Genomic DNA, 16,785 nt, shown 5'->3' on the forward strand with positions numbered 1-16,785 from the left:
ACATCGAGCTCTGGTACCCCGACGAGCAGGGACCCGTGCCCCGCATGGTGACGAAGCACCTCGCCGACACCGTCGGACACGGCCGTCGGCGTGGGGTTCTGTTCCGGTCCTTCGGGCGAAGTCACAGGCTTTCGCCGCCGCCGACGCCACCGAGCGTTCGGGGGCCGTCGCTCGACCGTTTGCCCGCCCACATGAAATCGGCCCGTCCTCCCACGGGGGCAATGCATCCCCTACGGACCCACCAGGGGGCCACCACTCAGTTACCACGGACTTCCCCTGGCGCGGGTTTCCGGCCCGTCGTGCGGCCGAGCGCGACGAAGCCGCAGTGGCCGGCTGGGTGAAGGATGTATGGCCGCACGTGGAAACACCGCGGCGGCGCTCGAGGCCTGGATCGTCTTCGAGGACGAAGCGGGGTTCTCGAGACGCCGCCTACCTCACGCACCTGGAGCCAACACGGCACCACACCGGTCATCCGGCTCCGCGGCCGTTCCCAGCGCCGCTTCTCCATCGCCGCCCTGTGCTGCTACAAACCCGGCGAGCGCTTCCGCCTCATCTACCGGCCCAGACAACATGCAGATCACAAGAGCGCAGGCCGCAAGAGCTTCGCGTGGACCGAACACCGCGACCTGCTCATCGCCGCCCACCAGCAACTCGACGCACCAACCGTCCCCCTCTGGGACCACTTGAACGTGCACAAAGACCGCCGCACGCTGGCCTTCATCGACGCGCAGGACTGGCTCAACGTCTGCCACCTGCCGTCTTACGCACCCGACCTCAACCCTGTGGAAGGGATCTGGTCGGTCCTCCGCCGAACCACCCAGGCCAACACGGCCTTCACCGATCCGAACCACCTCATACGCCGGCTCCGACACGGCCTCCGCCAAACTCAATACCGCAGCGACATCATCGACGGACGCCTCACCGGAACCGGGCTCACACCGACTACACCACGACTACAACCTCAGTAACCAGCCGAGTTGGCGGAGCTGCTGGGTTACCACGTGGTCTTCGGCGCCAACATAGACAACAGCCCGCCCGCGCCCGGCGGCCACCGCGTGCAATACGGCACCGCGATCCTGTCACGCTACCCCATCACCGCCTCGGACAACACCTGGCTGTACAAGTCGCCGGGCCAGGCCCAGCGTGGTCTCCTGCATGCCACGCTCGACGTCCACGGCAAGAAAGTGGAGTTCTACAACACGCATCTGGCCGCAAGCTCACAGGCCGACCGCATGCAGCAGACGGCTCAGGTGGTGGATCTGATGGGCACGACGAAGCCGGGGATCCTTGCGGGCGATTTCAACGCCCTGCCGGCCGCTCCAGAGTCACAGCCCCTGCAGAAGGCGTACACCGATACCTGGGCCAAGTCCCGGCACGCGCGTGGAGACGGGACAACCTACCCCGCCCAGTCGCCGACGGAGCGCATCGATCTCACCTACGCGATCCGTAAGGTGACGCCTCTGCTCACTCAGGTCCTCAAGGACGACCCCACGGCCTCGGATCACCGTCCGCTCCTCAGCAAGGTGCTCGTCACGCCGTCGGGGCCTCTCGCAGAGGAACCGTCCGGTGCACGGCGCGATCACCGGGCACCGGACGACGGAGGCGTCGGGCATCCGACGGGGCTTGGTGATCGGGGCACGGTCCGAGCTGCGCGGGCAGGCTGCGGCGTCCGCGCAGCCTGCCCCCCATCCGCCCCGCCCAGGCCCTCAGGCTGACGGAACCGGCAGCGATGCCGAGACTCAGTAGTCCCAGACCGTCGGCACGAAACGGAAGGCGTTGCCTGCGGTCGCCACGTGGCAGACGGACGGGAACGGTAGATGGCTGGCCATCAGGTGCTCACCGCTCGCCGCCATCTCCTTCAGCAGACGCATCCGGACCCGAGCCGATTCCTCGGGGTCGTGTTCGAAACCGTTGTACCAGCCGGGCTGGTCGAACCCGCACTGGAAGACAGCGTCACCGGCGAACGTCAGCCGCTCCCCACCCGACTCCAGACGGACGATGCTGTGACCGGGGGTGTGACCGCCGGTGCGCTCGATCAGAACGCCGGGCGCCACCTCGAACTCGGTCTCGAAGGGGCGCAACTGGCCGCGGTAGACATCCAGGAACCGCGCGGCGGTCGTGACGAGCGTCTCGGGCACTGGCGCCGGCATGGCGGTGCGGGAGAAGTCGGGCGCCTGCCAGAACTCGGCTTCGGCGGCGGCCAGGTGGACCCGGAGGTCCTTGCGCAGTCGGCCCCTCAGGCCCTCGACGAGCAGGCCCCCGATGTGGTCCATGTGCAAGTGGGTGAGCACCACGTCGGTCACGGACGCGGGATCGATCCCGGCGGCGTCCAGCCTCATGGCCAACTGCCCGGCCCGGGGGAAGCCCGGGAACTCCGTACCCAGCCCGGAGTCGATGAGGATGGTTCGGTCCCCACTGCGGACCACGGACACGTTCAGCGGGTAGTCGATCACCTCGGGCGGGAGGAAGTTGTCACGGAGCCAGGCCGACAGCTCGGCCTTGTCGGCATTGGTGGCCAGCGTCGCAGGGTTGATCGCCAGTACCCCGTCACTGATCACTGTGACATCGATGTCGCCGACTTTCAGCGCGTAGCGAGACGGAACTGCCTCGTCCCTCATCGGTGCGTGCGGGTGTGCGACGTTGATCTGGTTCATGTGGTCGTCCTTTGGAAGGCCTCGACAGAAGTCATCGACGAAGTGACGAGATCACTCCGTCCTACTCTCTCCAAGACAGTTCACGATCGACGCTTGTGACGACCCATCACGCAATCCCCACGATCGTGTGGAAGTCACCGCCGTGTCCTCACATCACGATCACGTAGGCGCCGTGAGCAGGACGTCAGGGAACGGCACGGCCTTCGGGCGTGACAGGGTGACCAGCCGCTCAGGCGTCCGGCGTCTCAGGTGAGTGCCGCGCGGACGGCCTTCAGGTACTGATCGACGTCGTACACGGCGTGGGAGACGGCCGGATAGCGTTTGATCATCGCGTCGCAGGCCTCGGGCCCCACGTCCGAGGCGGTGGCGCCGGTGAACATGGTCACGTCATATCCGCGTTCCATGCAGCTACGGGCCGTGGACTCGAAGCACATGGTGCCGATCGTCCCGGCGATGGCGACGTATTCCACCCCGTGCTGACGGAGCTGCACGTCAAGGTCGGTCGTGGCCAGGACGTCGATGCTCTTGTGCGGCGCGATGACGATCTCTCCCCGGGCGGGAGAGAGGTTCGGGTGGCACTCCGCGCCCCAGCTGGCCCTCCTCGAAGACGCGGTTCTCGAGCATCACCTGGTGGATGCCGGCCGGGCCGTCGTACTCGATGCAGGAGCCCAGGATCTCGCCTGCCTCCGCTGTCCTCGCCGACGGTCTCGGCGGCGTGCACCGACTGGCTGTCGATGATCCCCGCACTGGGCTCGGCGTTGCGCCCTGCGCGCTGCCTTGCCGAGTGTCGCAGGCGTTCGTACAGCTCACGCATGTAGTCGTAGGACCGCCGGCGGCGGAAGAAGTCGTAGACCGCCCGCCAGTACGGGAAATCAACAGGCAGGGCCATCCACTTCACACCGTTGTCGACGAGGTAGCGCACGGCGTCGAGCATCTCGCGATGGCGCAACGCCTTGGGGCGCCCGCCCCGCTTGAGGAGCCAGGCCGATACCGGCATCGCGGAGCGGACCTCGGCCCACTCCGCATCCGTCATCACTCGGACAGCAGGCTGCCCGCCGCCCCGCAGCGATCGAACCGAACCGATGCACGTAACAGTCACACCCAGGGTGACCCTGGTGGACGCAGGCACGGACATACTGCTCAACTGGGCGGACAACGGGCTTCCTTGGTCGTGCTGGTGTTGTAACCGGGTCACTACCAAGGGGCCCGTTCTTTCATGCCCGCGGCCGCACCCGTACCTCTGTCCAAATGATCACCCCGCCGCACACCTCGGACGAGATCCGGTTTGCCACAACGCACTTAGAACTCCTAACAAAATGATCTTCGAGGTGGTTGGATCACTCCGGGACTGTTGATCCGGGGGTGCGGAGTGGCGCGGCCGAAGCGTTGGGAAGTCGACGACGAACTGTGGGCGGTGATCGAGCGGCTGCTGCCGAAGGTGGAGCGCCGAGCCCGCCATCCCGAGCGGAAGCGGCATCCGGACCGGCTGGTTTTCCAGGGCATCTTGTTCGTGCTGCACACGGGGATCGCCTGGGAACACCTGCCGCAGGAGCTCGGCTTCGGTTCGGGGATGACGTTCTGGAGGCGCCTGGCCCAGTGGACCGAGGCCGGTGTGTGGCCCCGGCTGCACGAGGTCCTCCTCGCCAAGCTTCGCAGTGCGGACGCCCTGGACTTCTCCCGGGCCGCAGTCGACGGCTCCCACATCCGCGCGCTAAAAGGGGCTCCAAGACGGGACGAAGCCCTGTTGACCGGGGCAGAAGCGGCAGCAAGCACCACCTGGTTACCGACGCCACCGGCACCCCGCTCGCTGTCACCCTGACCGGCGGCAACCGCAATGACGTCACCCAGCTCATCCCGCTGCTTCAAGCGGTACCACCCGTGGGCGGCAAGCGCCGTCGACCGCGCCGCCGCCCGGACGTCGTACTCGGAGACCGCGGTTACGACCACGACAAGTACCGTCGGCTCGTCTGGGACCTCGGCGTGAAGCCGGTCATCGCCCGCCGCGGCACCGAGCACGGCTCCGGCCTCGGAACCCAGCGCTGGGTCGTGGAGCGCGCATTCGCCCACCTGCACTGGTTTCGCCGCCTGCGGATCCGCTGGGAGATACGGGACGACATCCACGAGGCTTTCCTCACCCTCGGATGCGCAATCATCTGCTGGCGGCGCCTCAAGAAAGCAGTGCTGATCTGAGCCTTCAGCCCGTACCGGCGACCAGTGCCTCGCCGAGCGGGGTGCGGCGGTAGAGCACGGACCGCCCGGACCGGGCGCGGACGAGCAGTCCAGCGCCTCGCAGGATGGCGAGGTGGTCTCCTACCGCGCCGGGTGCCATGGCGAGGCTTCGGGCGAGGTGGCTGGTACTGGCCGGGGCGTCCAGCGCCAACAGGAGCCGGGCCCGGGCCCGGCCGACCAGAGCGGTCAGGGCATCCGGTCGGGGGACGCTCGTCTGTTCGCCCCACAGGGCGGCGGTGCCGCGGGCACGATAGATCAAGGTCCTGGGCCAGGGGTCTTCCAGGTGGGCGGCGATATTCGCGACGAAGACCGACGGGATCAGCAGGAGCCCGTCGCCGGCAAGGCGGACCGGTCCGACTTCGGGGAAGTGGCCGACCTCGATACCGCCCGCTTGCCAGACGATGCTCGGGTGCAAATTCTCGATGGCCGTGACCCATCCTTGTTCGCCGAGCACACCCACCCGGTGCACGACGTCGCGCTCACAGATCGCGCGCAGCTGCGGCCAGTCCGTGGCGAGCAGCTCGTGCCACGCCTGGTCCATCGCCTCGGCGATCCTGGAGACGGCGGCCGTCGAGTCAAGTACTGCGCGTACGCGGGGGTCGCGGGCGGACGGGCCGGTCGCGGTGGTGGCGCATTCATGGCGGGCGGCTTCCAGAGGTGTGGCCCGGATCATGGCCAGGTCGTCCGCCCAGGTCTGGTTGAGGCCGCGCGGGGGCGGGGCGACAAAGTTCGGCCCGGATCGGGGGTTGTGCAGGGCGAGGACGGCGTCCAGTTCGGTCTCGCGGCGAAGCCGTTCGAAGACCGGCAGGAGCCGGGTGGCCCAGGCTCGCGGCAGTGGCCGGTCCTGGCCCGCGAGCGAGCGCAGCAGGAAGCAGAGGTCCATCGCGGGAGAGAGTGCGAAGCGGCTGCGCAGCAGGGCCTCGACGGAGACTTCGAAGCGGAGCACCCTGCGACGTTACCGCAGGAAGTCCGCTCCGATTCGTCGAGCGACGAATCATTGTCGGTGGGGTGGGCGCACGGCGAGGCTGGCCGTCATGACCCCAACCGCCTCACCCGCGCAGGCCAACCACCGGGCCACCTACCGGGAAGTGCTGGCAGAGCCACGATTCCGGCTGCTCTTCTCAACCCGCACGGTCGCGATCACTGCGGACGCGCTGCGGATCACCACGTTCTCGGTGCTGGTCTTCTCGGCCACCGGCTCCGCGCTGCTGAGCGCACTGGCCTTCGGCATCGGCTTCATCCCGCAGCTGTTCGGCTCGCTGCTGCTTGGCTCACTGGCCGACCGACTGCCGCCCCGCGCGCTCATCACCGGCGGCTACGCCATGACGTGTGCCGCCGCCCTGCTGCTCGCCCTGGTGCGGATGCCGATCGCGGCAAGCCTCGGTGCCGTGGCGCTGGTCGCCCTCGCCACACCGGTGTTTCACGGCGCGTCGAGTCGCCTGGTCGCGCAGTCGCTGGAGGGCGATGCCTATGTGCTGGGCCGTTCACTGAACAACATCGCTGCCTCCGGCGCGCAGTTGTTCGGTCTGGCACTGGGAGGTGCGGTCGTCGCGGTACTCGGCCCGCACCGGGCGCTCGCGGTAAGCGCCGTCCTCTACTTCGGCTGCGCCCTCGCCATCCGCATCCGGCTGCCCCGGCTGCAACCGGGAGAGTTCGGCGGGACACCCGGCAGCGCTCCAGGCGAGGGCGGGGCCGTCCGGGCAAGCCTGCACGGTGCCGGCCTGCTGCTGCGCGGACTCACGGTGCGACGCCTGATGCTGGCCCAGTGGCTGCCGCCCGCTTTCGTAGCGGGCGCGGAAGGTCTGATCGTCGCCTACGCGGGAGGACGCCACTTCGCGCCCGGCCGGTACGCGGTGCTGATGGGCTGTCTGCCGGTCGGCATGCTGGTCGGTGACCTGCTGGTGGGCCGACTCCTTCTGCCACCCAATCGGGAGCGACTGGTAGTCCCGTTGATCGCCCTAATGGGACTGCCGCTGGTCGGCTTCGCCGCCGAGCCCGGAGTGGGGGTCTCGTCCTGTCTGCTGCTGCTCTGCGGCTTCGGATTCGCCTACGGCCTCGGCCTGCAACGGCCATTCCTGGACACCCTGCCGCAGGATGGCCAGGGCCAGGCCTTCGGCCTGCTCGGCTCCGGCAGCATGACGCTGCAGGGCGTGGGGCCGGCCTGCTTCGGCGCGGTGGCCGCAGTCATCGGAACAGGCGGCGCAATCGCCCTGGCAGGCGGCGCGGCGGCACTTACCGCCGGCTGGATTCTCACCTGGCACCCGCCCACCTCCCCGACCCCCGTCCCGAACCACTCAACGGGATCAGAGAACGGCACCGAAGAGCATGCGTGTAGCTCTCCTGCGTAGTAACCGGCGCAGGTGGGGTCGGCCGCGAACCTCACCCACCCCTCACCCACCCCACGCCTTCCTGGCAGACAGTCATTTCCGATAGCTCATTGTGTTAGGAGTTCTTAGAGGTCCTAACAGAACCTGTTTATCATGTGACTGTCGGCTCGGTTGCTCGTTGGTCTGGTCGTGGGAAAGAGGGAGTTGCGTCCTGGATCGTGTCGGACGAACTGTGGTCGCTCGTCGAGCCGTTGCTGCCCGAGCCGGGTCCCAAGCTGGTGGAGGGCAGGCCGCGGGTCCCCGACCGGCAGGCACTGTGCGGGACTCTGTTCGTGCTGCACACCGGCATCCAATGGGAGTACCTGCCCCAGGAACTGGGCTTCGGATCCGGCATGACGTGCTGGCGGCGCCTGACCGCCTGGAACGAGGCCGGCGTGTGGGACGAACTGCACATGGTGCTGCTGCAGAGGTTGCGGGCCGCGAAGAAGCTGGACTGGTCGCGGGCGGTGATCGACTCCTCCCACGTGCGCGGGCCGCTCGGCGCGGCCCAAAAGCGGACCCAGCCCGGTCGACCGTGCACGGCCGGGCAGCAAGCACCACGTCCTCACCGACGGCCGGGGCATCCCGCTCGCGGTGTCGCTGACCGGCGGAAACCGCAACGACGTCACCCAGCTGCTGCCGCTACTGGACAAGGTCCCGGCCGTGGCCGGCGTCGTGGGCCGGCCCAGACACCGACCAGACGCGCTCCTCGCCGACCGCGGCTACGACCACGACAAGTACCGCCGCCTGCTGCGACAGCGAGGGATTAGACCGGTCATCGCCGAACGAGGCGTCGAACATGGCTCCGGCCTGGGCGTCTTCCGCTACGTCGTCGAGCGCACCATCGCCTGGCTCCACGGCTTCCGTCGACTGCGGATCCGCTGGGAACGACGCGACGACATCCACGAAGCCTTCCTCGGCATCGCCGCCTGCCTGATCACCCACCGCCACGTCCAACGTCTTTGTTAGGACCTCTAAGAAGCCGTATCTCAACCGAACGTGATCCCTTGATTCCTGCTGTTCAGGCATGGTTTCGCTCGGGTTGAGGGAGGCATCGCGACGTCTTGTGTCCGCTTCATGGTCGAGGGGTGCGCGGTGGCGTCGGTGCTGGGAATGCTGGAGGAGCGAGAGGCGGCTGCCCGTGTGCGGGTGGAGGGCTTGCGGGAGGAAGTCGCGCGGTTGGCTGAGGCGTTGGAGGCCGCGGAGATCGAGCTGGACCGGCGGGTGATCGCGCGGGAGGAACTGATCGAGGCCCTGGCAGTATCTGCGGCCGAGTCCACTGCCGTGACCACGACCGAGGCGGAGGAGGAAGCGGCACCGCCGCTCGCCCCGGTGCCCGGCTCGACGGTGCCGCCCTGGCGGGAAGGGCTGCCGGTGACGGCTTTGGCGCCGGACTATCAGCGGATTGTGGGCGTGCTGGAACAGCAGCGGTCCATGGGTCACGGGCCGCTTCGGGCGAAGGAGATCGCGGTGGAGCTGGGCCTGGGGGCGACACCGGCGAAGGTCGAGGGGGTGCGGTCGAAAGCCCGGCGCCTGGCGGAGCGCGGGTGGCTCCTCCTGGAGGCGTCGGGGGCATTCAGTGCCGGACGGCGGCCCGTGGCCGTGCCAGACGCCGGCTCATCCGCGTGACCATCGACCACCGGATCATCGCCTCGCTGCTGGCCGGCAACGTTTCGTAGTCCCGGGCCAGACGGCGGGAGTTCATCAACCATGCGAACGTGCGCTCTGCCACCCACCGCCTCGGCAGCACCACGAACCCTGTCATGTCGTCGGTGCGCTTGACGATCTCCAACGTCAGGGCGAGTTTGTCCCGGCACCAGCCGACGAGGGAGCCGGTGTAGCCGCCGTCGGCCCAGACGAGGGTGATATCGCGGTTCAAGCCGCGCAGCCTGGCCAGCAGGCCCGCCGCGGCGTCCCGGTCGCCGATGTTCGCGGCAGTGACCGCGACGGTCAGGAGCAGGCCGAGCGTGTCGGTCACGATGTGCCGCTTGCGGCCCGGCACCTTCTTCCCGCCGTCGTAGCCGCGGGAGGCGGCCGGCACCGTCGCGGCGGCCCGCACCGACTGCGCGTCGATGATCCCCGCCGTGGGCTCGGCCTCACGACCTTCGCGTTCCCGGACCCTTCCACGCAGCCGATCGTGGAACTCAGTGATCAGCCCGTGCTCGCGCCAGCGGCGGAAGAAGGCGTAGACCCGGCCCCAGTCGGGAAAGTCAGCGGGCAGCGCCCGCCACGAGATCCCGCCCGCGACCAGGTAGCGGACCGCTTCCAGCAGCTGGCGGTGGCAGTAGCCCTCAGGCCGTCCGCCCCGCCCTTGGAACCAGCCCGGCACCGGCAGCAAAGCCCGGACAGCCGCCCACTCCGCGTCCGTCATGTCCGACGGATACCGGCACACCCGATCCGGATGATCGGCCGCGTTGCCGTACACGTGCGCGAGGCAGTCACACGATGGTGCTGCCGAGTTGAACTGGACGAGCTCGGACACGTACAACAAGGACACCAGGGCCTCCCGGCACTGCTCGGTCAGATTCGCATCCCCGAGCTACCGAGAGGCCCTGTCTCCATGCACGTACAGCAGGAAGTTCACCCAGGCGGGAAGCCCGTTCGAACCGCACGTTCCGTCATCGGTTGAGATACGGCTTCTTAGAAGCTGTTGTCTTTCCGAGAGTGCGGGTGTGTTTGCGCTGGTCAGGTGTAGGGGTGGTGTTTCGGCGGGAGGGACGGGTTGTTGTGTCGTCTCTTCGATGGAGGTGCCGGGATGCCGTCGGTGATGGGGCTGCTGGAGGAGCGTGAACGCGTCGCTCGGCAGCGGGTGGATGCTCTCCAGGCCGAGTTGCGGGAAGCGGAGGCGGTGTGGGAGCGGTTCGTGATTGCCCGTGAGACGGTGGGTGAGGTTCTGGCGGAGCCTCGCGGAGGCCAGGACGTGGTGCCGGTTGTGGTGGCCGGTGAACGGCCGGTGCAGGTCAGGCAGGCGGTACCCGGCTCAGTGGTGCCTCACTGGGAGGAAGGGGTCGCCCCGGTGGTTCTCGCGCCGGACTACCAGCGGATCATGGCCGTGCTGGCCGGCGGGAACGGGATGCGCGGGGAGACGATGGACTGTCGTCAACTCGCGGTCGGCCTCGGGCTGGAGCCGGTCCCGGCGAAGGTGGAAGGGGTGCGGTCGAAAGCCAAGCGGCTGGCCGCGCGGGGCTGGTTGGCGGAGGAACGTCCGGGGCTGTTCAGCGTGCCTGTCGGGCGAGGCGGCGGCTCATGACCGTGCTCATCGCCCACTTGATCACTGCCTCCGAGGTGTCGGTGCGCGTCTCGTAGTCGCGGGCCAGTCGGCGTGAGTGCATCAGCCACGCGAACGTGCGCTCCACCAGCCACCTCTTCGGCAGCACGGTGAAACCGCTGGTGTCGTCGCTGCGTCTGACCACGGTCAGCGCGATCCGCAAGGCGTCGCGGGCGAGGTTGACCAGGCGCCCGGTGTAGCCGCCGTCGGCCCACACCCGCGTGACGCGCCAGTGCCGTTCACGCAGCCGGGCCAGGAGTGTCTGCCCTGCTTCCCGGTCGGTGACCGAGGCCGCGGTCACCATCACGGTCAGCAGCAGTCCGAGGGTGTCCACCACGATGTGCCGCTTGCGGCCGTTGACCTTCTTCCCGCCGTCGAATCCCCTGGTCGCGCCCGGCACCGACGCGGCTGCCTTCACCGACTGCGCATCGATGATGCCGGCCGTCGGTTCCGGGTCCCGGCCCGCGGCCCGGCGGACCCGGTCGCGCAGCCGATCGTGGAACTCGGCGGTCAGGCCCTTGTCCCGCCAGCGCCGGAAGAACGCGTAGACGCGGTCCCACGCGGGGAAGTCCGCAGGCATCGCCCGCCAGGTGATGCCGCCTGCGACCAGATAGCGCACTGCATCGACCATCTGCCGGTGGCAATAGCTCTCCGGTTGCCCGCCGCGGCCCTCGAGCCAGCCGGGAGCCGGCATCGCGTCACGTACGACGGCCCACTCCGCGTCGCTCATGTCGGACGGATACTTCGGTCGCCTGTACGGCCGGTCCGCGGCGTTCCCGAACCGGTGAGCGAGACAATCACACGACGGAGACACCGAGTTGGACGCCATCGATGCCGGCACGGAAGACTGCAGCACCAGGGGCCTCCTGTTGCTCGTTTGGATTCGACACCCTCGAGCTGTGCGGGAGGCCCCGCTTTCATGCCCGGTCGGCCACGAGATCACCCGACCGAGTCGACGACCTCGAACTCACGCCCACCAAGATCGATAAAGCAACAGCTTCTAAGACGTCATCTCATTTGGCCCAGTAGGCTGCGGTCGTGGTTGGTTTAGTGGTGACATCACAGGAATGTGTTTGAGTGGATGAGCGGGTCTTGGATTCGGAGGGACGGCATCGGTGTGTTTTGTCAGCACAAGGAGGCCCGATGGAAGGACCGACTTAGGCCTCAGCTTCAGCAAGGAATCGGAGACGCCGTCCGTCGGGTTCAATGGTGGCGTCTCCTTCATGAGCAGCAACGCCACGACTTCGAGCAGCTCAGAGGAGACGGCTGGGGCGGCACCCTCACCGCGGCATACGGTGCGGGTGCGACAGTCAGCCACGAGAGAGCGGTCGGTGCTGCGAACAATCGCGGTGAGTCAGTGGGTGCCTGTTGGCCTCGTCGGAGGCTTGGGTGTCGAGGCGGTCGCAACCACCTCGCATGGTACGCAGGTTGGCCGAATTAGCGATATAGGCATGGTGGATAATTGGTATGGGATGAATCAGGTCGACGTGATTGAACTTGCAGGGCGTGTCTCTTCCGATATGAGTGTGGCGCAGCTCGTGATCTGGGGAATTGCGTTCCCTCTAGGGCTAGTCACCGTTCCGAATATCGGACAGGTGGCGGATCGGATATTTCTGTTCCTGGCGGGTGTTCTACCCGGCCCTACTGAAAGGGCTAGCCCGAGGTCGATACGGTTCGCCGCTGGGATCATCACCTTCCTGTCACTGGTGGGTGCGGTGCTCGAGATTCGGATGGGTCTCACCTGACGCGAGGACCAGGCGAGATCAGGGAGACGGCCACCAGGCTGCCTCCCAGATCTCGCGTCCGGGGCAGGACCCGATGAGGCGCTTCAGTTCCTTTGGCCGTCTACCTGCTCAGGCATTGTGAGCGGTCTGGAACGCATCGAGTGTGCTGGCGCTCGCGAGTGCTGGTCTCACCGAGGACCTGCAGCCCGTGGTGGATTTTGCTGACGCTGGACACTCCGGCCATGCGCACGCTGGACGCCGCGGCAGCAGGGTCTTTGAGAAGTGATCGGAAGGGCCCGCGCACCGACAGCTGGGCGAAGAAGAACCGGCCCGCTGGCTGGCTACTCCTCAGTCGGCAGCACGAGCAGAGGCTACGCGCTCTCCAGAGCCTTGATCACGTGGTGCAGTTCCTCTGGCATGACCGCGATCAGGACCTCGCCGTCGGACGACTCGCATTCGACGATCCGGGATCCCGGGTTGACCGCCACCGCCTCACCCAGTGAGGGCGAGCGGACCCCGGCCTGACACAGATCGGCCGGCAGAGCGGCTTCCTGCTTACCCAAGGAAGGTTTCCAGACGAGGGGGCCAGCACTGATCAGCAGGCGTCCCGCCCTCCAGCGAGAGCCCTGAGCAGACCACTTGAGCATGCAAGGCACCCCGGCCGGTTCCCCGGCGGATATTGCGGTCGACCTCTGCTGCCGCTTCCGGCCCATCAGCCACCCAACGAGACTTGCAGCCACCGCAAGAAACGCTAGTTCGATCACACTCGCATTCAAGCAGGCGGAGAACGCGGGCGGAGCACATCACCGAACATCAGGGCCCTGGGCCTTCAACCCGTACTTAATTGGAGGGCGTTAAGTCCGTTTCTGGTAGCGGCCGCGTCCGGGTTGTTCGAGGAGTCCTTGGCGGACGAGTCGTCCCAGGCGGGAGCGGGTGACGTTGATCGAGGGCTCGTCGGTGGGCAGACCGAGATGCTCGTGCAGATCGCGGACGCGGAACACCTGTCCGGGGTGCTCGTTGAACGTGGTCACGAAGTGCTGGTAGACGGTCGCCGTGGCGGTCTCTGCGAGGGCCGTTGCGTGGTCGGGAGGGGTGAGGCCCGTCGATGACCTTGCGGGTGGCGGCGAGCTCGGACCTGTGTGAACGCCGTCCTGCCCGGAATGCGGGAGCTGGGACGCGGCACGCTGCTGTTCGTCAACGGCGCCAGCGCAGTGCGCCCGAACCCCAAGGTCGCCGGGACGTCGATCGCGTTCGCCGCAGAGAGCGCCTACGCCGCGATGCTCCACCGGTCCCTCGCACCGGAGAACATCCACGCCGCACAGTTGATCATCCCCGGCGCGATCAGCCCGGACGCCGAGCACTCCAGCCCCGCGGTGCTGGCCGAGCGGCTGCACGCGATTCACACCGAACGCGGCGACTTCCGGCACTACGCCGAGCCGCTACCCGCATGACCTCGGAGAAGCAGTCGCGCTCCGCGCATCTCTGTGTGCCGCTAGCAGCGGGCCAGGGCGGTAGCCCGGCGGGGCGACGCAACTGAGGGCATCGCTGCTTCCGACAGAGACAGAGCCATACCCGGCCCTCTGGCGGGGGCACGCGTGTTCAGCGGCCGTATTCATCTGTACAGTGACACTCAACATTGTCGGCGGGCACCGCCTCTGCCGGACCGGACCGCGCGTGATCGGCTGCAGCGTTCTACGACGAGGTCGTCACGGTGAGGGAGATCGCGTGAACAGCACAACGGGCCGTGACGGAGCACGGTCGGCGACATCCGCAGAACAGCGCATCGGTCCCGCGGTGCGGGCCGCACGCGAAGCCCGCGGGATGTCACTGCGGGCGCTGGCGCGCCAGATCGGTGTCTCCCCGAGCTTCCTCTCCCAGCTCGAACGCAACAAGACCAATGCGAGCGTGGGTACCCTCTACACCCTGGTGGAGGCCCTCGACCTGTCTCTGGACCATCTCGTGTCGGCGGATCCCGGCTCGCCGGGAGCGGCTCCGCCCACGCCTCCGGCAGCCGAACCGGACTCGCCGCCCCCGGGCGTTCCGAGTGCCGTGGTGAACCGGTTCGGAGCAGTGGACAGTCCGGTGCTTCACCTCCCGGACCGGGCGCGGATCCGGTTCCCAGGAGTGGTCTGGGAGCGGCTGACGCAGGCGTCGGACCCATTCGTGGACTTCCTGCACGTACGCTACGAGCCTGGTAGCGCCTCGTGCGCCCCCGACGACATGATGCGGCACGGCGGCCGCGAATACGCCTTGATCCTGTCCGGCCGGATCCGTGTCCAGATCGGCTTCGAGACCTACGACCTGACCGAAGGAGACTCGGTCACGTTCGACTCCATGACGCCTCACCGCCTGAGCAACGAGTCCGATGCGCCCGTCGAAGCCGTGTGGTTCGTCGTCGGCGGGCGGAGCGACGAGCGGGCCAACACGGCAGCCGCCCCCGCACCCGACGTCACGCACCTGCCCTCGCTGCGCACCTGAACGCACCGGCTGGGTATCGTCGCCGTGCTCCGGGCCGCACCGCCGGAGGCGGCCCACCGCGAATTCGCCATCACCGCGCAGGGTGTGCGCCGGTGAGCACCGCCGTGACCGCGTCGTCGTCGGACAGCATCGAAAACGACCCCGGCGCCGCGAGTGCCTCGGTCACCGAGGCGGAGGCACGTGTCCCGGCCTCACCAACTCCGTGAGCGGCTCGGCGGACCGGTTCCACGCCACGACGTCGAGACCCGCTGAGGCCAGTCGGCCCGCGATCGCCGACCCCGTCGTCCCTGTCCCAACGCAGCCGATCGTCACCATCAGCCCTTCCAGACGGCCTTGAGGTTGCAGAACTCGCGCATCCCTTCAGCGGCCAGTTCCCGGCCGATGCCGGAGTTCTTGGTGCCGCCGAAGGGCAGTTCAGGATGAGACACGGTCATCCCGTTGACGAATACCGCACCGGCATCCAGGCCTTCGACGAGGAGACGCTCCTCGTCCGCATCCGTGGTCCACACCGATGAACTCAGTCCGAACGCCGTGTCATTGGCCACCGACACGGCCTCCTCCACATCAGCGACCCGGAGGATGACCGCTACCGGCCCGAACGCCTCCTCCCGGTAGAGCCGCATCTCGGGCGTGACGTTCTCCAGCACGGCGGGCTCGAAGAACCATCCCTGCCCCTCGATCGCCGCGCCGCCGCACCGCAGTCGAGCTCCGAGCGAGACTGCGTCCTCCACCAGCTCGACCAGTTCCCTGCGGCCCGTCTCGGTCGCGAGCGGTCCGACGTCCGTCGTCTCCTCCATCGGAGCGCCCACCACCAGTGCCTTCGTGCCCTCGACGAACGCCTGGACGAAGGCGTCGTAGATGTCGGTGTGGACGATGAAGCGCTTGGCGGCGACGCAGGACTGTCCGTTGTTCACCGTGCGGGCCGCGACAGCGGTGCGCGCGGCAGCCTGGACGTCCGCGCTGGGCAGCACCACGAAGGGGTCGGAACCGCCGAGTTCCAGCACGGTCTTCTTCACCTCTGATGCGGCCACGGCTGCGACGGCACGCCCGGCCGGCTCGGAACCGGTGAGCGTGACGGCGGTCACCCGCCGGTCCCGGACGATCCGCTCCACCTCCGACGAGCCGATCAACAGGGTCTGGAAGGCGCCCTGCGGAAAGCCGGCTCGAGCGAACAGATCGTCCAGGTAGAGGGCTGTCTGCGGCACGTTGGAGGCGTGCTTCAACAGTCCGACATTGCCCGCCATCAGGGCGGGTGCGGCAAAGCGGATCACCTGCCACATCGGGAAGTTCCACGGCATCACCGCGAGGACGGCGCCCAACGGCTCGTAGCGTGTGAAGGCGGCCGAAGCACCGACCGCCGCGGGATCGCCCAGTGGCTGGTCGGCGAGCATGTCCTCGGCGTGATCGGCGTAGTAGCGCATCGTGCGGGCACTCTTCAGGACCTCGGCACGGGCCTGCGTGATCGGCTTGCCCATCTCCTCGGTCAGCAGGCCGGCGGTGTCCCGTGACTCGGCCGTCACCAGATCGGCGGCGGTACGCATCCACGCGGCCCGCTGGGCGAAGGTGGTCCTCCTCATCTCCCGAGCCGCTTCGGCGCTCAGCGCCAGCCGCTCCTCCACCTCCTCCGGGCTCATCGAGGGGAAGGACCGGACTAGCTCACCGGTGGCCGGATTGACAGTGGCGATCGGCATGAGGCTCTCCTTGATGTACGGCGGCACGGCTTGATTGGATCCAACATAGTACGACGCTCTCCTGTCGTCAGGAGAGGAATCGATCAGTTCGCGGCGTGGAGTGAGCTCGCGATTGGATCCTTGAGTGATATCGCCGCTATTGCCCGGGCTCCGAGCGTGCGCTTCCTGGCACGTGCTCCGGATCTGGCGCGGCGCCTCGTCGGTGGGGCTCTTGCGGCGGCCGGTCGAAGGCGTGCGGGTCCTGGCCGCCGCGCCGAGATCGTCCACGTAGAACGCCAAATGGTGGCCTCCAGCAGCGCTGTTGAGGGGCGGCACCGAAGCGGCTGCCGAGGCCTCGTGGATGAAGGCATCGAGCACCGCCATGCCCGCCCAGCC

17 protein-coding genes and 3 pseudogenes are annotated in these 16,785 nt (G+C 67.9%); 10 read left to right on the forward strand and 10 right to left on the reverse strand.

Annotated elements, in window-relative coordinates:
* The first annotated feature begins 344 nt into the window (after window positions 1–344).
* Window positions 345–968, forward strand: a complete 624-nt coding sequence (locus ACGH7X_RS39080; protein ID WP_399895296.1) for a transposase — start codon at window positions 345–347, stop codon at window positions 966–968.
* Between the two features lie 9 nt (window positions 969–977).
* Window positions 978–1,715 carry an endonuclease/exonuclease/phosphatase family protein gene (locus tag ACGH7X_RS39085; RefSeq protein WP_399895299.1) on the forward strand — a complete coding sequence of 246 codons (738 nt, stop codon included), beginning with the start codon at window positions 978–980 and terminating at the stop codon, window positions 1,713–1,715.
* A gap of 24 nt (window positions 1,716–1,739) precedes the next feature.
* Here the strand turns inward: ACGH7X_RS39085 and ACGH7X_RS39090 are convergent, their stop codons facing one another.
* The 3 genes and pseudogenes from ACGH7X_RS39090 to ACGH7X_RS39100 form a co-directional block, all read right to left on the reverse strand.
* Window positions 1,740–2,654: an MBL fold metallo-hydrolase gene (locus ACGH7X_RS39090; RefSeq protein WP_399895301.1), complete on the reverse strand. Its 915-nt coding sequence runs from the start codon at window positions 2,652–2,654 to the stop codon at window positions 1,740–1,742.
* A 245-nt stretch (window positions 2,655–2,899) separates the two neighbouring features.
* Window positions 2,900–3,247, reverse strand: a pseudogene (locus ACGH7X_RS39095) (cysteine hydrolase family protein); the annotation flags it as partial.
* Window positions 3,248–3,477: 230 nt separating this feature from the next.
* Window positions 3,478–3,789, reverse strand: a pseudogene (locus ACGH7X_RS39100) (transposase); the annotation flags it as partial.
* Window positions 3,790–4,023: 234 nt separating this feature from the next.
* Here ACGH7X_RS39100 and ACGH7X_RS39105 point away from each other — a divergent pair.
* A protein-coding gene (locus tag ACGH7X_RS39105; protein ID WP_399895304.1) for an IS5 family transposase occupies window positions 4,024–4,844 on the forward strand; the annotation gives its coding sequence in 2 pieces (ribosomal slippage) (window positions 4,024–4,369 and window positions 4,369–4,844; 822 coding nt in all).
* A 4-nt stretch (window positions 4,845–4,848) separates the two neighbouring features.
* Here the strand turns inward: ACGH7X_RS39105 and ACGH7X_RS39110 are convergent.
* On the reverse strand, window positions 4,849–5,829 hold the full coding sequence (locus ACGH7X_RS39110) for a winged helix-turn-helix domain-containing protein (protein ID WP_399895307.1): 981 nt from the start codon (window positions 5,827–5,829) through the stop codon (window positions 4,849–4,851).
* Between the two features lie 88 nt (window positions 5,830–5,917).
* On the opposite strand from ACGH7X_RS39110, the gene ACGH7X_RS39115 reads away from it, so the two are divergent.
* The 3 genes from ACGH7X_RS39115 to ACGH7X_RS39125 all read left to right on the forward strand — a co-directional run bounded on the left by ACGH7X_RS39115 (window position 5,918) and on the right by ACGH7X_RS39125 (window position 8,878).
* On the forward strand, window positions 5,918–7,231 hold the full coding sequence (locus ACGH7X_RS39115; RefSeq protein ID WP_399895310.1) for an MFS transporter: 1,314 nt from the start codon (window positions 5,918–5,920) through the stop codon (window positions 7,229–7,231).
* A gap of 194 nt (window positions 7,232–7,425) precedes the next feature.
* Window positions 7,426–8,218 (forward strand): IS5 family transposase gene (locus ACGH7X_RS39120; RefSeq protein ID WP_399897672.1). Its coding sequence is split into 2 segments (ribosomal slippage): window positions 7,426–7,766 and window positions 7,765–8,218, totalling 795 coding nucleotides; the frame shifts between segments, so codons are not numbered across the junction.
* Between the two features lie 108 nt (window positions 8,219–8,326).
* A complete protein-coding gene (locus ACGH7X_RS39125) occupies window positions 8,327–8,878 on the forward strand; it encodes a hypothetical protein (protein ID WP_382887809.1) in 552 nt (183 codons plus the stop codon).
* On the opposite strand, the gene ACGH7X_RS39130 is transcribed toward ACGH7X_RS39125, so the two are convergent.
* On the reverse strand, window positions 8,826–9,620 hold the full coding sequence (locus tag ACGH7X_RS39130; protein ID WP_399892529.1) for an IS5 family transposase: 795 nt from the start codon (window positions 9,618–9,620) through the stop codon (window positions 8,826–8,828). The genes ACGH7X_RS39125 and ACGH7X_RS39130 overlap by 53 nt on opposite strands.
* 384 nt (window positions 9,621–10,004) lie before the next feature.
* Here ACGH7X_RS39130 and ACGH7X_RS39135 point away from each other — a divergent pair, with 384 nt between their 5' ends.
* Window positions 10,005–10,499 carry a hypothetical protein gene (locus ACGH7X_RS39135; protein WP_399892532.1) on the forward strand — a complete coding sequence of 165 codons (495 nt, stop codon included), beginning with the start codon at window positions 10,005–10,007 and terminating at the stop codon, window positions 10,497–10,499.
* Here the strand turns inward: ACGH7X_RS39135 and ACGH7X_RS39140 are convergent.
* Window positions 10,465–11,247, reverse strand: coding sequence for an IS5 family transposase (locus tag ACGH7X_RS39140; RefSeq protein ID WP_399892535.1), 783 nt, complete (start codon window positions 11,245–11,247; stop codon window positions 10,465–10,467). The genes ACGH7X_RS39135 and ACGH7X_RS39140 overlap by 35 nt on opposite strands.
* A gap of 601 nt (window positions 11,248–11,848) precedes the next feature.
* On the opposite strand from ACGH7X_RS39140, the gene ACGH7X_RS39145 reads away from it, so the two are divergent.
* Window positions 11,849–12,262 carry a hypothetical protein gene (locus ACGH7X_RS39145; RefSeq protein ID WP_399895313.1) on the forward strand — a complete coding sequence of 138 codons (414 nt, stop codon included), beginning with the start codon at window positions 11,849–11,851 and terminating at the stop codon, window positions 12,260–12,262.
* Window positions 12,263–12,612: 350 nt separating this feature from the next.
* Here ACGH7X_RS39145 and ACGH7X_RS39150 read toward each other — a convergent pair whose 3' ends face one another.
* Window positions 12,613–12,804, reverse strand: a complete 192-nt coding sequence (locus ACGH7X_RS39150) for a hypothetical protein (protein WP_399895316.1) — start codon at window positions 12,802–12,804, stop codon at window positions 12,613–12,615.
* 291 nt (window positions 12,805–13,095) lie between these two features.
* Window positions 13,096–13,272 (reverse strand): type IV toxin-antitoxin system AbiEi family antitoxin domain-containing protein, encoded by a 177-nt coding sequence (locus ACGH7X_RS39155; RefSeq protein WP_399895319.1) that lies wholly within the window; start codon window positions 13,270–13,272, stop codon window positions 13,096–13,098.
* Between the two features lie 102 nt (window positions 13,273–13,374).
* Here ACGH7X_RS39155 and ACGH7X_RS39160 point away from each other — a divergent pair.
* Window positions 13,375–13,692 (forward strand): annotated as a pseudogene (locus ACGH7X_RS39160) (dehydrogenase); the annotation flags it as partial.
* A gap of 274 nt (window positions 13,693–13,966) precedes the next feature.
* Window positions 13,967–14,719, forward strand: a complete 753-nt coding sequence (locus ACGH7X_RS39165; RefSeq protein ID WP_399895322.1) for a helix-turn-helix domain-containing protein — start codon at window positions 13,967–13,969, stop codon at window positions 14,717–14,719.
* Between the two features lie 162 nt (window positions 14,720–14,881).
* Here the strand turns inward: ACGH7X_RS39165 and ACGH7X_RS39170 are convergent, their stop codons facing one another.
* Both ACGH7X_RS39170 and ACGH7X_RS39175 read right to left on the reverse strand, forming a co-directional pair.
* Window positions 14,882–15,034: an NAD(P)-binding domain-containing protein gene (locus tag ACGH7X_RS39170; RefSeq protein ID WP_399895325.1), complete on the reverse strand. Its 153-nt coding sequence runs from the start codon at window positions 15,032–15,034 to the stop codon at window positions 14,882–14,884.
* Window positions 15,034–16,410 (reverse strand): NADP-dependent succinic semialdehyde dehydrogenase, encoded by a 1,377-nt coding sequence (locus ACGH7X_RS39175; RefSeq protein ID WP_399897675.1) that lies wholly within the window; start codon window positions 16,408–16,410, stop codon window positions 15,034–15,036. The genes ACGH7X_RS39170 and ACGH7X_RS39175 overlap by 1 nt, the downstream gene beginning before the upstream one ends.
* Between the last annotated feature and the right edge of the window lie 375 nt (window positions 16,411–16,785).

It is taken from the genome of Streptomyces sp. BBFR51 (assembly GCF_044591655.1).
Taxonomy (GTDB): Bacteria; Actinomycetota; Actinomycetes; order Streptomycetales; family Streptomycetaceae; genus Streptomyces.

What these genes read in the sequence shown, in the direction of transcription:
- ACGH7X_RS39115 (WP_399895310.1), top strand. Translation starts at nt 5,918, where the DNA reads ATGACCCCAACCGCCTCACCCGCGCAGGCCAACCACCGGGCCACCTAC.
- ACGH7X_RS39090 (WP_399895301.1), bottom strand. Translation starts at nt 2,654, where the DNA reads ATGAACCAGATCAACGTCGCACACCCGCACGCACCGATGAGGGACGAG.
- ACGH7X_RS39130 (WP_399892529.1), bottom strand. Translation starts at nt 9,620, where the DNA reads ATGACGGACGCGGAGTGGGCGGCTGTCCGGGCTTTGCTGCCGGTGCCG.
- ACGH7X_RS39140 (WP_399892535.1), bottom strand. Translation starts at nt 11,247, where the DNA reads ATGAGCGACGCGGAGTGGGCCGTCGTACGTGACGCGATGCCGGCTCCC.
- ACGH7X_RS39135 (WP_399892532.1), top strand. Translation starts at nt 10,005, where the DNA reads ATGCCGTCGGTGATGGGGCTGCTGGAGGAGCGTGAACGCGTCGCTCGG.
- ACGH7X_RS39125 (WP_382887809.1), top strand. Translation starts at nt 8,327, where the DNA reads ATGGTCGAGGGGTGCGCGGTGGCGTCGGTGCTGGGAATGCTGGAGGAG.
- ACGH7X_RS39175 (WP_399897675.1), bottom strand. Translation starts at nt 16,410, where the DNA reads ATGCCGATCGCCACTGTCAATCCGGCCACCGGTGAGCTAGTCCGGTCC.
- ACGH7X_RS39080 (WP_399895296.1), top strand. Translation starts at nt 345, where the DNA reads ATGTATGGCCGCACGTGGAAACACCGCGGCGGCGCTCGAGGCCTGGAT.
- ACGH7X_RS39170 (WP_399895325.1), bottom strand. Translation starts at nt 15,034, where the DNA reads ATGGTGACGATCGGCTGCGTTGGGACAGGGACGACGGGGTCGGCGATC.